Raw genomic sequence first — 13434 nt, forward strand, 5'->3', positions numbered from 1 at the left:
GCAGTGATGATCGGGTATCTGAGTAGACGAGTCGGACAGGCGCTGTTGGTGCTGTGGGCGGCATTTACCCTGTCTTTTCTATTGTTGCAGGTGCTGCCGGGCGACGCTGTGCTGATCAAGTTCCAGAATCCGGAGATGGGCCTTAGCCCGGCGCAGATCGCCGAGATGCGTGCGGCCTATGGCGCCGATCTAGCGCTGTGGCAGCAGTACCTGCATACCCTCGGTAAGGTGCTGCATGGCGATCTGGGTTATTCGATGCAGGCCGGGGTGCCGGTCACCGCGCTGCTGGCCGCCAATTTGCCAGCCACGCTGCAACTGGCGGTAATCGGCTTTGCCTTGGCGCTGCTGGTGGCGCTGACGCTGGCCTTTGTCTCCCATCTGCCCGGCGCGTCCCGGCTGGCGGCACTGATGCGTTGGCTGCCGGCGCTGTTTGTCTCGGTGCCAACCTTCTGGCTAGGGATCGCGCTGATTCAGCTGTTTTCTTTCCATTTCAAACTGATACCGGTGATCAATCCCACGCAATGGCAGGGGCTGATCCTGCCGGTGGTAACGCTGGCGATACCGATTAGCGCACCGCTGGCGCAGATCCTGATCCGCAGTATCGACAGCGTGCAAACGCAGCCGTTCATCGCCGTGGCCCGCGCCAAAGGGGCCAGTCGGCAGCGGGTACTGCTGCATCACGTGGCGCGCAACGCCATGCTGCCGGCTCTGACCATCGCCGGCATGTTGTTTGGCGAGCTGATCGCCGGCGCGCTAATCACAGAAACGGTATTTGGCCGCAGCGGCCTTGGGCAATTGACACAACAGGCAGTGGAAAATCAGGACGTTGCGGTATTGCAGGCGATGGTACTGCTTTCTGCCGCGGCGTTCGTCACCATCAACCTGTTGGTGGATCTGTTGTTTCCACTGCTGGATCCGCGCTTGAAATCTCACGCAGGAGTGACCGCATGAGCAGTATTTCATTTGAAAAAGAGGTGGTGCCGGAACGCGATCTGACGGTGGTGGAAAGCGAAGGCACGTTGCCGATGCGCCGCCCGCGCCCGCGACGCCTTCCGCTAACGCTGGCGCTGGCCTGGGCGGTAGTTGCGTTGGCGGTGCTGTGGGCGTTGGCGCCGGGCCTGTTTACCGCCTACAGCGGGACCGACGGCATTGCCGGTGCGCAGCGGCTGGCGCCGAGCGCTGAACACTGGCTGGGAACCGACCCGCTGGGCCGCGATTTATACGCGCGCATCGTCTACGGCGCCTCGCAAACCCTGACCGGTGCGCTGGTGGCGGTGGCGCTGGGGGGCGTGGCCGGTACCGCGCTCGGCGTATGTTCCGGGACGCTGGGCGGGGTGGTTGATACTGCGCTGATGCGGCTGGTAGACGTACTGTTATCGATCCCCGGTCTGTTGCTGGCGCTCAGCGTGATTATGCTGCTGGGGTTTGGCACGGTGAACGCGGCGATCGCGGTGGGCATTACCTCGGTGGCGAACTTTGCCCGGCTGGCGCGGGCGGAAGTGGTGCGGGTGCGTCGCAGCGATTATGTCGAAGCGGCGTATGGCAGCGGCGGCGGCTTCTGGGCGGTGCTGTGGCGGCATATCTTGCCGAACTCGCTGGGGCCGGTGATTGCGCTGTCGGCGTTGCAGTTCGGCAGCGCCATTCTGGCGATCGCTACGCTGAGCTTTCTGGGCTATGGCACGCCGCCGCCAACGCCGGAATGGGGACTGCTGATCGCCGAAGGGCGCAACTATCTGGCCACCGCCTGGTGGCTGACCACGTTCCCGGGGCTGGTGGTGATAGCGGTAGTACTGGCCGCCAACCGTATCAGCCATGCATTGGGGAGAAGACGCGTATGAGTCTGCAAGGGGTATTACAGCATGCGGCGGTGCCGCCGGTGCTGGAACTGGATAACGTCTCGATTGCCTATCAACGGCGTGGCGACAGCCGGCGGGTGGTACATAACGTCTCGTTCGCCATTCGGCCGGGGGAGGTGGTGGCGCTGGTGGGGGAGTCAGGCTCCGGCAAAACCACCACCGCGCAGGCGATTATCGGCCTGCTGGCCGACAACGGGCAGCTTGAGCAGGGCGCTATCCGCCTGAACGGCGTGGATATTGGCCGCTGGCCCTCGTCGCGCCTCGATGCGCTGCGCGGCGCGCAAATCAGTCTGATCCCACAGGATCCGTCCAGCTCGCTCAATCCGGTGAAAACCATCGGCGCCCAGGTGGCGGAGATCATCAATATTCATCGCCGCCTACCGCGCCGACAGCTGCAACAGCGGGTGGTGGAGTTGCTGACCCGCGTCGGTCTGTCGCATCCGGCGCAGCGGCTGCATCAGTATCCGCATGAGTTGTCCGGCGGCATGAAGCAGCGGGTGTTGATTGCGATCGCCATCGCGTTGCAACCGGCGCTGATCGTTGCCGATGAGCCGACCAGCGCACTCGACGTCACGGTGCAAAAACGCATCCTCGACTTGATTGACCAGCTGCGTCAGGAGTTCGGCACGGCGGTGCTGCTGGTTACCCACGATCTGGGCGTGGCCGCCGAGCGTGCCGACCGATTGCTGGTGTTCCGTGACGGGCGGGTGCAGGAGCAGGGGGAGACCGCCGAGGTGCTGGCCAATCCGCGTAGCGACTATACCCGCCGGCTGTTTGCCGACCTGCCGTCGCTGGCGGGCGCCGCTGCACCGGGCGTTATTGGCCAGGCGGCAACGGCAATCGAGGTCAACGGTCTGGTGAAGGATTTCCGTTTCGCTGGCCGCGGCGGCGAGGTGTTTCGCGCGCTGGACAATGTGTCGTTCCGCGTTGCCGCGGGGGCTACCCACGCGCTGGTGGGCGAGTCCGGTTCGGGGAAAACCACGCTGGCGCGCTGCCTGCTGGGCTTTCAACGTCCCGATGCCGGGCAGATCGTTATCGACGGGGTGGATATGACGCAGTTGAAGGGGGAAGCGCTGCGCCAGTTCCGCCAACGCATTCAACTGGTGTATCAGAATCCTTTCGGCTCGCTCGATCCTGCGCAGACGCTGTATCAGGTGGTTGAAGAGCCGTTGCTGAATTTCGCACCGATGGCCAAAGCCGAGCGTTATCGCCGGGTACGCGACCTGTTTGCCCGGGTAGCGCTGCCGGACGATCTGCTGAGCCGCCGGCCGCATGAACTGTCAGGCGGCCAGCGCCAGCGGGTGGCCATTGCTCGTGCCTTGGTATTGCAGCCGCGCGTGCTGGTGCTCGATGAGGCCACGTCGGCGCTGGACGTGACGGTGCAGGCGCAAATCCTGCGCCTGTTACAGCAATTGCAGCAGGAGCTTGGCCTGACCTACCTGTTTATTTCCCATGATTTGGCGACGGTACGGCAGATATCACACGGCGTTTCGGTATTGCACCGCGGCCGACAGGTGGACTGCGGCGCTACCGCCGAGCTGTTCGCCATGCCGGGCAGCGACTATACCCGCCGGTTGATCGCTGCCATTCCCGGTCAACGTTTTCAGCTACCGCAGCAGATTAAGGATGTGTCATGAGCAGTAAAAGACTGGGATTCTTCACCCGCCTGCTGGATCAGGGCAGTGCGCAGCAGCGTTACCGCCTGGCAACCGAACAGATCGTGCATGCCGAGCGTGCCGGGTTCGACAGCGCCTGGGTGGCACAACACCATTTTCATCAGGATGAAGGCGGACTGCCGTCGCCGCTGGTATTTCTGGCGCAGCTGGCGGTAAAAACGCGCCACATCCGGCTCGGCACTGGCGTAATCACCCTGCCGATGGAGTCGGCGATCCGCGTGGCGGAAGACACCGCAGTGCTGGACCTGTTATCCGACGGCCGGCTGGAGGTCGGCGTTGCGGCGGGGGGCACGCCGACGTCGTTTGCGGCGTTTGGCCTGGAGGCCGAACAGCGCAACGCTGCTTTTGCTGCCAATTTGCACATGCTGTTGCAGGCATGGCGCGGCGCAGCGTTGGGCAGCGACGACAATCGCCTTTATCCGCCAGCGCCGCAGTTGGCGCAGCGCGTATGGCAGGCGACCTTCTCGGTGGCCGGCGGCGAGCGCGCCGGCAAGGCAGGTCATGGGCTGATGCTGTCACGCACCCAGCCACGGCCGGCCGATGCGCTGGACCTGCCGCTGGATGCGCTGCAAAACCCGATTATCGACGCCTATCTGGCGGCGCTGCCCGCGGGGGTGACGCCGCGCATCATGGGGTCGCGCACCGTGTTCGTCGGTGACGACACCGCCCGGGCGCGCGATTTTGCCGCCAAGGGGCTGAGCCACGGGCTGGCACGCCTGCGCGCCGCCGGCCATCAACCGGCCGATGGCACGCTGGACGGATTGATCCGCGCGTTTGACGTGCATTTGGGCACGCCGGAGCAGGTGATTGACTCGTTGCAACAGGACAGTGCGCTGGATCGCGTCACCGATTTGGCGTTTCAGGTGCACTCCATCGATCCGCCACATGCGCATATTTTGCGTTCAATCGAGCTGATCGCGCGCCATGTCGCACCGGCGCTGGGTTGGCAACCGCGTCATCCGGTCGCGGCGACTCACCATCACGCAGAGGAAAATGTATGACCGACACCCATGACCTGCTGGCAACGCTGGCTGATATCGACAGCGACTCGGCATTGGCGCAGGCACGCGCGACACGTCGGGCCGCCGGCGAGGCGATTCAGTCCAGTTATCTCACGCTGTTCCATGCCGCAGAGGATGACGAATTCCCACGCGCCGAGCGATTGTTGCTGGCGCAGCGCGTCAGCGAATGGCACGGCGTCCACGCGCTGGCGGCGCACTATGGCGATGCGTTGCGGCAGACGGCGCAACGCCCGCAAGAGAACGCCGAACGGCTGCGTGCCGCGCTGGATCACGCCGAGCGGCTGACATTCAAGCCGGCTCAGGCCGAACCACAGCACCTGCAAGGGTTGCAACAGGCCGGCTGGTCGCTGGCGGCGATCGTCACGCTGTCACAGCTGATCGCCTTCATCAGTTTTCAAAGTCGTTTGCTGTACGGTTACCGTTTGCTGGCGGGGCAGGCGGTGAACGCCGTCGGTGGAGCGCCGGTGCGTGCCGCAGCATGGCGCAGCGAGCAACACACCCACGGCGGCCGCCGTGCGCCGCTGGCCTTTACCCGCCAGGAATTGGGTTGGGAACCCTGGATTGCCGCCAAACCGCTGGCCGAATTTGATACCGCAGGGCTGTCGCTGCTGGCACAGTTTGGCCATACGGATTCGGACTATTTCCGCCTGTTGGCGCGCAATCATCCGCTGCTGGAACAACGCACCCTGGCCGATCGGGCGATTTTCTATACCTCCGGCGGGCTGGCGCGAGCGGAGCGCGAACTGGCGGCCACCGTCGCCAGCAAAGTGAACGGCTGCATCTATTGTGCGTCGGTACATGCGCGCAAGGCTGCGCAGTTGTCCAAACAGGTGGATGCGGTGCAGCAACTGTTAGACGTGCCACCGGGTGGGTCGCTGAGTGAAGGGCAGCAGGACGCCTGGCGGGCGCAGATTGACTTTGCCGCCGCGCTGTCCGCCACGCCGCCACGGGTCAACGCCGATCGGTTGGCGCTACTGCGCAGCCAGGGGTTCAGTCCACTTGAACTGTTGGATTTGGTGCAGTCGACGGCGTTTTTCGCCTGGGCCAACCGGCTGATGCTGACGCTGGGCGAACCGTTTGAGCCATAGAGGGCCGCGCCTGCCGGTGCGGCGTTTATTGCCTCAGTCATCCGTTGCGCTCACTGCTGTAATTGTTTTTAATTAATTGATATATATTAATTTATAATAATGTGACGTCGTCACTTATGTACTGGCGGGCGCCATGCCGCGATTAGCTGTGCGGCTGGCGCTTAACCGTTATTTATCTCCCGCCATAGCAGTTCCCCGGAAATTTACCTGCCAATCAAATTACGCCATTGTTGAAATTGTGACCGGACTCACGAGGTTGCCGGTATTTTGAACTTAATGCATGAGAGCCCTCTCATTTCGCTGTTTATTCATTGGAAACCGGTTTCCATTTTGTTTCCAATGGGGGCCTCAAAGACCACCAATCATCACTGGGGTAAACATAATGAAGAAAATAATGCTTTGTTGTTCTGCGGGGATGTCGACCAGTCTGTTAGTCAATAAAATGAATGCCGAGGCCGCCAGTCGCCAGCTGTCGGTGGAGATTGCGGCGTTCAGCGCCAGTGAGTTCGATCAGCAATTTCCGAACTACCAGGTGGTGCTGCTGGGACCGCAGGTCAAATACATGCTGCCGGCGCTGTCTGCGCGCGCGGCGGAGAAGGGCGTGCCGGTGGCCGCCATCGACATGATGGATTATGGCATGCAGCGCGGCGACAAGGTGCTGGATTTCGCGCTGGCGCTGATTGAACAGCAGGGAGCGCAGGCATGAGTTCCCTCTATCAGGCGATGGTTAACGTTATCGAACAAAAGGTCACGCCGTTGGCCGGTAGCGTCGGCCAGCAGCGGCACGTGATCGCCATTCGCGACGGCTTTGTGTCGGCGCTGCCGTTTATGATTATCGGTTCGTTCATGCTGGTGTTTATCTTCCCGCCGTTTGCCGCCGACAGCAGTTGGGGCTTTGCGCGCGGCTGGCTGAATTTTTCACTCAAATACCGTGAGCAACTGATGCTGCCGTTTCATCTCAGCATGGGGGTGATGACCTTCTTTATTTCGGTCGGGATCGGTGCCAGCCTTGGGCGGCATTACAAGCTGGATCCGATCATGACCGGTCTGCTGGCGTTTATGGCCTTTCTGCTGGTGGCGGCGCCGTACCGCGACGGGGTGATCGAGACCCAGTATTTCTCCGGACAGGGCATTTTCACCGCCATCATTACCGCGCTGTACGCCGGTGAGCTGTATGCCTGGCTTAAACGGCACAATATCACCATCCGCTTGCCGAAAGAGGTGCCGACTGGCGTGGCGAGGTCGTTCGAAATCCTGATCCCGGTGGTGGTGATCGTGGCAACGCTGCACCCGCTTAACCTGTTGGTGCAGAGTTACACCGGCATGATCATTCCGCAGGCCATCATGCACCTGCTGGAGCCGCTGGTTTCGGCGTCGGATTCTCTGCCGGCGATCCTGATTTCGGTGTTTATCTGTCAGATCCTGTGGTTTGCCGGTATTCACGGTGCGCTTATCGTTACCGGCATCATGAACCCGTTCTGGATGACCAACCTGGCGCTGAACCAGACCGCGCTCGCCGCCGGTGCGCCATTGCCGCATATCTATCTGCAAGGATTCTGGGACCACTATCTGCTGATCGGCGGCGTTGGTTCCACGTTGCCGCTGGCGTTCCTGCTGCTGCGCAGTCGGGCGGTACATCTGCGTACCATCGGCAAGATGGGCGTGGTGCCGAGCATGTTCAATATCAACGAGCCGATTCTGTTCGGCGCGCCGATCATCATGAATCCGGTGTTCTTTCTGCCGTTCATTCTGGTGCCGATGATCAATGCCACTTTCGCCTATATCGCCACCAAGCTGGGCTGGGTCGCGCAGGTGGTGTCGCTGACGCCGTGGACCACGCCGGCACCGATCGGGGCTTCCTGGGCTGCCAACTGGGCTATCAGCCCGCTGCTGATGTGCCTGTTCTGCATGGCGTTGTCGGCGCTGATGTATTACCCGTTCCTGAAGGCCTACGAACGCACCCTGCTCAAGCAAGAGCAGGAAAACAATCAGCCACAAGGCGGTGCCGCAACCGCCATGAATTCCTGAACAAGGAGCAATAATGAAATATTCGTTCCCGCAAGACTTTTGGTGGGGCAGCGCCAGCTCGGCACCGCAGACCGAAGGGGAAAGCCTGAATTTTGGTAAGAGCGCCACCGTCTGGGATGAATGGTTTACACAGCAGCCGGGGCGTTTTCACCAGCAGGTCGGGCCGCAGGACACCTCCGGTTTTTACCACCACTGGCGCGAAGACATTGCACTGCTCAAGCAGTTGAATCACAACAGCTTCCGTACCTCGATCTCCTGGGCGCGGCTGATGCCGCTGGGGCGTGGCAGCGTCAATCAGCAGGCGGTGGCGTTTTATAACCAGGTGATCGATGAAATGCTGGCGCAGGGCATTACGCCGTTTATCAACCTGTTTCATTTTGACATGCCGATGGCGATGCAGCAGCTTGGCGGCTGGGAAAGTCGCGAGGTGGTTGATGCCTATGCCGAGTTCGCCGATAACTGTTTCCGGTTGTTCGGCGATCGGGTGACGCACTGGTTTACCTTCAACGAGCCCATCGTGCCGGTGGAGGGCGGTTATCTGTATGATTTTCATTATCCGAACGTGGTGGATTTCAAACGCGCCGCCACCGTGGCGTACCACACCATGCTGGCTCATGCCCAGGCGGTGAAAAAGTACCGTGCGCGGCAACAGGGCGGGGAGATTGGCATCATTCTCAACCTGACGCCATCCTACCCGCGTTCCGACAACCCGGCAGACGTCCAGGCGGCCCATATTGCCGATCTGATGTTCAACCGCAGTTTCCTCGATCCGGCGCTGCGCGGTGAATACCCGCAGGAACTGCTGGCATTGCTACAACAGCACGGTCAGTTGCCGCATTGCCAGCCGGGGGACGCGCAACTGCTGCAACAGGGCGTGGTCGATCTGCTGGGGATCAATTATTACCAGCCGCGGCGTATTCAGTGTCGCGACAGCCTGGTTAATCCCGACAGCCCCTTTATGCCGGAATGGTTCTTCAGCAGCTATGAGATGCCGGGGCGTAAAATGAACCCGTATCGCGGCTGGGAAATCTACGAAAAGGGGGTTTACGATATTCTGACCAATCTGCGCACAAACTACGGCAACCCGCGCTGCTTTATTTCCGAAAACGGCATGGGTGTGGAAAACGAGCAGCGCTTTGACCAGAATGGCCAAATCCAGGATGACTATCGCATTGCCTTCGTACGTGACCATTTGCGCTGGGTACATCGCGGCATTCAGGAGGGTAGCAACTGCCTGGGTTATCATATGTGGACCTTTATCGATAACTGGTCATGGTGCAACGCCTATAAAAATCGCTATGGCTTTGTGCAGCTGGATCTGGCTACCCAGAAACGCAGCATCAAAAAAAGCGGCGAATGGTTTGCTGCCGTCGCTGAAGCCAACGGTTTTGAGGAAGCAGAATGATGGACGATTTGGAAAGCACGGTGATGGAAATCATCGTTAATGCCGGGCAGACGCGCAGCCTGTGTTTTGAAGCGTTGCAGGCGGCGCGCGCCGGTGATTTCATCCAGGCACAGGCGCGTTTGCGCGAGGCGGACGAGTATTCCCGCGCGGCGCACCGGGTGCAGACCCAACTGATTGAGCATGACGCCGGTGAGGGCAAGACGCCGATGACGTTGATCATGGTGCATGCACAGGATCATCTGATGAATGCCATTCTCGCTCGCGAGCTGATCGCGGAAATGGTCGAACTTTATCAACGACAGCAGGCGGCGAGTTAAGGATAATCATTGACGAGATTGATGACAAAGTTCTCTGTGAGATACTCGGGACTGGCGCACCTCGAGGCGCTTTGGCGGCTCACGCCGCTACGGCCCCAACGGCACGCTCTCCCTAAGATCTGACTTTGTCAGTAGTCTGACGGGCCGTCGGCCCGTTTTTCAACATCAGCAGGAAGACCCGCAGTTATGGCCAATATCAACGATGTTTCCCGTCTGGCGCAGGTGTCGAAAGCCACGGTATCCCGAGTGCTGAGCGGCAGTCGTGGGGTAAAGGAAGAAAGCCGTCTGGCGGTGTTGCGGGCGGTGGAAACGCTCAATTATCGGCCGAACGCCGTGGCCCAGTCGCTGACCAGTCAATCGACCGGTTGCATCGGCGTGGTGTGCGCTACCGAACATATCCAGCAGTCCACCGGCTATTTGCAGGCGCTGGAAAAACAGCTGAGCCAACAGCGCAAGCATTTGCTGTTGCGTTTTGCCAACGATGCGCCGACGCTGGCGGCCGCAGTAGCGGAACTGAGCAATGGCTGGTGTGACGCGCTGATCGTGGTCGGTGCACGCTTTAGCCTGCCGCCGCTGCCGGACAGCGTGATGTGTCTCGATTGCCTGTCGGCCACCACCAGTAAAAGCATCGGCTTCGATCATCAGTTTGCAGCCGAAACCGCGGTGCATTATCTCGCCAGCCAGCAGCGGCGGCAGATTGCGCTGGTCAACTTTGCCGGTGGCGACGCCGCGCATCAGGTGTTGCAGGGGTATTGCAGCGCGCTGGAGACCCACCTGATCCCCTATAACCGACAACTGGTGGTGGAGGGGGAACCGTCGGTGCGTATCGCGTTGCAAAGCCTGTTCAACCGCCATATGCCGTTTAATGCACTGCTGGTCACCGATGACCGTCAGGCGCAGGAGGCGATCGACGTTCTACGGCAGTATCAACGGCAGGTGCCGGAGCGGGTAACGGTGTTCAGCCTGGACGGGTCGTTGCAGTGGCCCGGCGCGCCGGCGGTGCCGTCGATTGAATATTCGCTGGAGGCGTTGGCGCAGCGTGCGCTGGCGTTGCTGACCGGCGACGAAGACCACAGCCTGATTCGCGGCAGCCTGATGGCACGCTGACTTGCCGCCCCTCCTGCGCCCGCGCATGCATTGTCTATAATCAACCGCATTACACTTTTTACGCTAATGGCGAAAAAGTGCTGCGGTTGCCCGCTTTTATCGCCATTTTTCCACACTATCATCACCAGAACGCGACAGTGAGGTGCAACTTATGACTAAGTTTGGTGCCAGGCTTCATGATTTTGGCAAAGGATTGATGATGCCCATTTCGGTGATTGCCGCCGCGGGCATTTTTCTTGGCGTGGCCGCGGCGATGCAAAACCCGGCGGTGGTCGGTGAGTCGTTCAGCCAGATGGCCGGCCCGCAGTTGGTGATTGGCTTTATCCGCAACATAGCCGGCGCGTTGTTTGCCAACCTGCCGCTGTTCTTTGCCGTTGCCGCCGCCATTGCCCTGGCCAAAGACGAAAAGCCTACCGCCGCGTTCGCCGCGGTGATTGGGTTTCTGACCATGCATATGGGCATCAGCTACAGTCTGCTGAGCCAGGGGATTACCGCGCAAACCACCACGCCGGCTTACCTGACCGCTCACGGCATGGGACGAACCGAGGCGTTGATGTACTCCGCCGAATTTAGCGCAACGCTGGGCATATTTTCTTACCAGATGAGCGTGCTGGGCGGGGTGATTGCCGGTCTGATTACCGCGTTTCTGCATAACCGCTATTACACCATCGTGCTGCCGACGGCGATTAACTTCTTCGGCGGGCGGCGGTTTGTGCCGATCGTTACCGTACTGGTGATGCCGCTGGTGGGGATTGCGCTGTCGCTGATTTGGCCGACCATCGGCGCCGGCATTGCCTGGATTGGTCAGTTGATTGGCCACTCCGGCATTTACGGCACCTTTGTCTATGCCTTCACCGAACGGATCCTGATCCCCACCGGTCTGCATCACATCCTCAATGAAACCGTGCGTTTCACGCCGATTGGCGGGGTTTCGCCGCCGTTTCATGGTGAAAGCATCGTCGGCGCGCTGAACATTTTCAATACCGCGCTGGCCAACCCCGGCGCCTTTACCGATCGGGTGGTGCGTGGCGCCACCCGTTTTCTGGCGCAGGGCAAAATCCCGGTGATGATGTTCGGTATGCCGGCAGCGGCGTTGGCGATTTATCACTGTGCGCGGCCGGAACATAAAAAACGCGTCAAGGCGCTGATGATGGCCGGCGCGCTGGCGTCCTTTACCACCGGCATTACCGAACCGCTGGAGTTCACCTTTATCTTCGTGTCGCCGCTGCTGTTCGTCTTCCATGCGATAATGAGCGGCCTTTCCTTTGCGCTGATGCAGCTGTTTGGCGTGATGATTGGCAACGTACAGGGCGGTGCGATCGATTTTCTGGTCTTCGGCGTGTTGGGGGGCAGCCAGACCGCCTGGTGGTATCCGCTGTTGCTGGGGGCGATCTATTTCCCGCTGTATTACTTCACCTTCCGCTTGGTCATTACGCGTATGCAGGTCAAAACCCCCGGTCGCGAAGACGACGATAGCGCGCCGCAGGCCGAGGTGGTGGTGGCACCCAATGAGCAGGTGGCGCGCATTATCGTCGGCCTGGGCGGTAAAGAGAACATTCAGCTGGTGGATTGTTGCTTTACCCGCCTGCGGGTCAAGGTGGTGAACATGGAGGAAATCGACGACGAGGCGCTGATGGCCAGCGGTGCCAGCGGAATCAAACGCGCCAGCGACGAGGATATTCAGGTTATTTACGGTTTGCAGGTCGAGAAGATCGCCAATCAGCTCAAGCAGGCGCTGGCGTAAAGGCGGCTGCGCTATTTCCCGCGCCGGCCTGGCTACGTAATGTCTTAAAAAGTAGCGGACAATCGAGAATGGCTTATGCTTAATTTTCCTTTGGTATTTATTTATATCCTAAATAATTAAAGCGGCTTGGTCGGCAATTACCGCCAGAGTGCGGCTTGATAATGACGGATATAGTGCAGTTGATTACCGATATATCAAAATATGGCTGATAAACATGATGAGAAATCGCTGTGTTATATTGACGACCATGTTGTTCTCGGCCGGCGATGCGCTGGCCGAACCTTTGCTGATAAGCCCGGAGGAATTGCGCGCCAGCGTGCATGAGGATGGCGGGGGATTAAGAGACCTCTATCAGGCATTGTCTATTATCGGCACCACGCCGGGCATCAGCGCGGCGAATTTTCGCCTGACCCACGATGACACCGATCCGCTGGAGATAGACTCCTACAAACTGTCGCCATCACATGCGTTTGACGTCGGCATCGATGGTTTCAGACCGTACATTGAAGGCACTTTCGGTTACGTCAAAAGCGACCAGTCACTCAACCTCGGCGATTTTGATTCCACCTCCAACCGACTGAAACTGAAGACCAAAACCCTGTCGGTGCTCGGTGGCGCCGGGGCTGAATTTGACATTGCCAGCGGCACCATTCTGCGGCCGATGGCGTTATTCGGCTATTCGCGTTCCTCCAATGACACCACGTCTTCCGGCAATGTTGGCGACCAGTTCCACAGCGCCGGGCGCGGCCTGCTGTTTGATTTTAAAATCAACAGCCTGCTGTACGGTGGCGCGCTCGAAATCGAACAGAATCACCGTTGGCAAAACGATGTGAACCTGACGGCCAACCTGCGCTACAACTACCTGGTGGATGACAGTTACAGTGCCAGCGATCCGGCGCTGGAAGGGCGTGACGATTACAGCGTGATGACCGCCGGAGCCGAACTGAATGGCCCGACCGATCTGACGCTGTTCGGTCAGCCGTTGCGCTGGATTGGCTTTGCCAGCGGTACCTATATGCCACAGATCAAGGGTGACATCGGTTTCAACTCTTTCGTGGAAGTCGGCGCCGGCATCGAGCTGGTCGATAGCGGGGTGATTCCAGGCATTGGCGGCGTCAGCCTGCGGGGTTCCGGCATCCTCGGCGACGGCGTAGAGGGCTGGAGCATCGGGCTGGCGGCGGAGTTCTAAAG

12 protein-coding genes are annotated in these 13434 nt (G+C 60.0%); all 12 read left to right on the top strand.

Translation table 11 applies throughout. The features are described 5' to 3' along the window. Nucleotides 1-6: 6 nt before the first annotated feature. The 12 genes from NYE85_RS12545 (at nucleotide 7) to NYE85_RS12600 (ending at nucleotide 13432) form a co-directional block, all read left to right on the top strand. A complete protein-coding gene (locus NYE85_RS12545; protein ID WP_259005087.1) occupies nucleotides 7-951 on the top strand; it encodes an ABC transporter permease in 945 nt (314 codons plus the stop codon). Then, nucleotides 948-1838 (top strand): ABC transporter permease, encoded by an 891-nt coding sequence (locus NYE85_RS12550; protein ID WP_259005088.1) that lies wholly within the window; start codon nucleotides 948-950, stop codon nucleotides 1836-1838. The genes NYE85_RS12545 and NYE85_RS12550 overlap by 4 nt, the downstream gene beginning before the upstream one ends. Beyond that, complete coding sequence (locus NYE85_RS12555) at nucleotides 1835-3493, top strand: ABC transporter ATP-binding protein (RefSeq protein WP_259005089.1); 1659 nt, start codon at nucleotides 1835-1837, stop codon at nucleotides 3491-3493. The genes NYE85_RS12550 and NYE85_RS12555 overlap by 4 nt, the downstream gene beginning before the upstream one ends. Next, a complete protein-coding gene (locus tag NYE85_RS12560) occupies nucleotides 3490-4533 on the top strand; it encodes a putative FMN-dependent luciferase-like monooxygenase (protein WP_259005090.1) in 1044 nt (347 codons plus the stop codon). Before NYE85_RS12555 ends, NYE85_RS12560 begins: the two co-directional genes overlap by 4 nt. Continuing rightward, entirely contained in the window at nucleotides 4530-5642 is a 1113-nt protein-coding gene (locus NYE85_RS12565) for an alkylhydroperoxidase domain protein (RefSeq protein WP_259005091.1), read from the top strand. Before NYE85_RS12560 ends, NYE85_RS12565 begins: the two co-directional genes overlap by 4 nt. A gap of 382 nt (nucleotides 5643-6024) precedes the next feature. Further along, nucleotides 6025-6348, top strand: coding sequence for a PTS sugar transporter subunit IIB (locus NYE85_RS12570; protein WP_259005092.1), 324 nt, complete (start codon nucleotides 6025-6027; stop codon nucleotides 6346-6348). Then, complete coding sequence (locus NYE85_RS12575) at nucleotides 6345-7670, top strand: PTS sugar transporter subunit IIC (protein WP_259005093.1); 1326 nt, start codon at nucleotides 6345-6347, stop codon at nucleotides 7668-7670. The genes NYE85_RS12570 and NYE85_RS12575 overlap by 4 nt, the downstream gene beginning before the upstream one ends. 13 nt (nucleotides 7671-7683) lie before the next feature. Continuing rightward, a complete protein-coding gene (locus NYE85_RS12580; protein WP_259005094.1) occupies nucleotides 7684-9075 on the top strand; it encodes a glycoside hydrolase family 1 protein in 1392 nt (463 codons plus the stop codon). Next, nucleotides 9075-9392, top strand: a complete 318-nt coding sequence (locus NYE85_RS12585) for a PTS lactose/cellobiose transporter subunit IIA (protein ID WP_259006315.1) — start codon at nucleotides 9075-9077, stop codon at nucleotides 9390-9392. The genes NYE85_RS12580 and NYE85_RS12585 overlap by 1 nt, the downstream gene beginning before the upstream one ends. A gap of 186 nt (nucleotides 9393-9578) precedes the next feature. Beyond that, nucleotides 9579-10499: a LacI family DNA-binding transcriptional regulator gene (locus NYE85_RS12590; protein ID WP_259005095.1), complete on the top strand. Its 921-nt coding sequence runs from the start codon at nucleotides 9579-9581 to the stop codon at nucleotides 10497-10499. A gap of 151 nt (nucleotides 10500-10650) precedes the next feature. After that, on the top strand, nucleotides 10651-12243 hold the full coding sequence (locus NYE85_RS12595; protein ID WP_259005096.1) for a PTS transporter subunit EIIC: 1593 nt from the start codon (nucleotides 10651-10653) through the stop codon (nucleotides 12241-12243). A 214-nt stretch (nucleotides 12244-12457) separates the two neighbouring features. Next, complete coding sequence (locus NYE85_RS12600) at nucleotides 12458-13432, top strand: hypothetical protein (RefSeq protein ID WP_259005098.1); 975 nt, start codon at nucleotides 12458-12460, stop codon at nucleotides 13430-13432. The last annotated feature ends 2 nt before the right edge of the window (nucleotides 13433-13434 follow it).

Source organism: Serratia sp. AKBS12, from assembly GCF_024793895.1.
Classification (GTDB): domain Bacteria; phylum Pseudomonadota; class Gammaproteobacteria; order Enterobacterales; family Enterobacteriaceae; genus Serratia_F.

What these genes read in the sequence shown, in the direction of transcription:
- NYE85_RS12600 (WP_259005098.1), top strand. Translation starts at nt 12,458, where the DNA reads ATGATGAGAAATCGCTGTGTTATATTGACGACCATGTTGTTCTCGGCC.
- NYE85_RS12545 (WP_259005087.1), top strand. Translation starts at nt 7, where the DNA reads ATGATCGGGTATCTGAGTAGACGAGTCGGACAGGCGCTGTTGGTGCTG.
- NYE85_RS12560 (WP_259005090.1), top strand. Translation starts at nt 3,490, where the DNA reads ATGAGCAGTAAAAGACTGGGATTCTTCACCCGCCTGCTGGATCAGGGC.
- NYE85_RS12565 (WP_259005091.1), top strand. Translation starts at nt 4,530, where the DNA reads ATGACCGACACCCATGACCTGCTGGCAACGCTGGCTGATATCGACAGC.
- NYE85_RS12590 (WP_259005095.1), top strand. Translation starts at nt 9,579, where the DNA reads ATGGCCAATATCAACGATGTTTCCCGTCTGGCGCAGGTGTCGAAAGCC.
- NYE85_RS12570 (WP_259005092.1), top strand. Translation starts at nt 6,025, where the DNA reads ATGAAGAAAATAATGCTTTGTTGTTCTGCGGGGATGTCGACCAGTCTG.
- NYE85_RS12550 (WP_259005088.1), top strand. Translation starts at nt 948, where the DNA reads ATGAGCAGTATTTCATTTGAAAAAGAGGTGGTGCCGGAACGCGATCTG.
- NYE85_RS12585 (WP_259006315.1), top strand. Translation starts at nt 9,075, where the DNA reads ATGGACGATTTGGAAAGCACGGTGATGGAAATCATCGTTAATGCCGGG.
- NYE85_RS12595 (WP_259005096.1), top strand. Translation starts at nt 10,651, where the DNA reads ATGACTAAGTTTGGTGCCAGGCTTCATGATTTTGGCAAAGGATTGATG.
- NYE85_RS12555 (WP_259005089.1), top strand. Translation starts at nt 1,835, where the DNA reads ATGAGTCTGCAAGGGGTATTACAGCATGCGGCGGTGCCGCCGGTGCTG.
- NYE85_RS12580 (WP_259005094.1), top strand. Translation starts at nt 7,684, where the DNA reads ATGAAATATTCGTTCCCGCAAGACTTTTGGTGGGGCAGCGCCAGCTCG.
- NYE85_RS12575 (WP_259005093.1), top strand. Translation starts at nt 6,345, where the DNA reads ATGAGTTCCCTCTATCAGGCGATGGTTAACGTTATCGAACAAAAGGTC.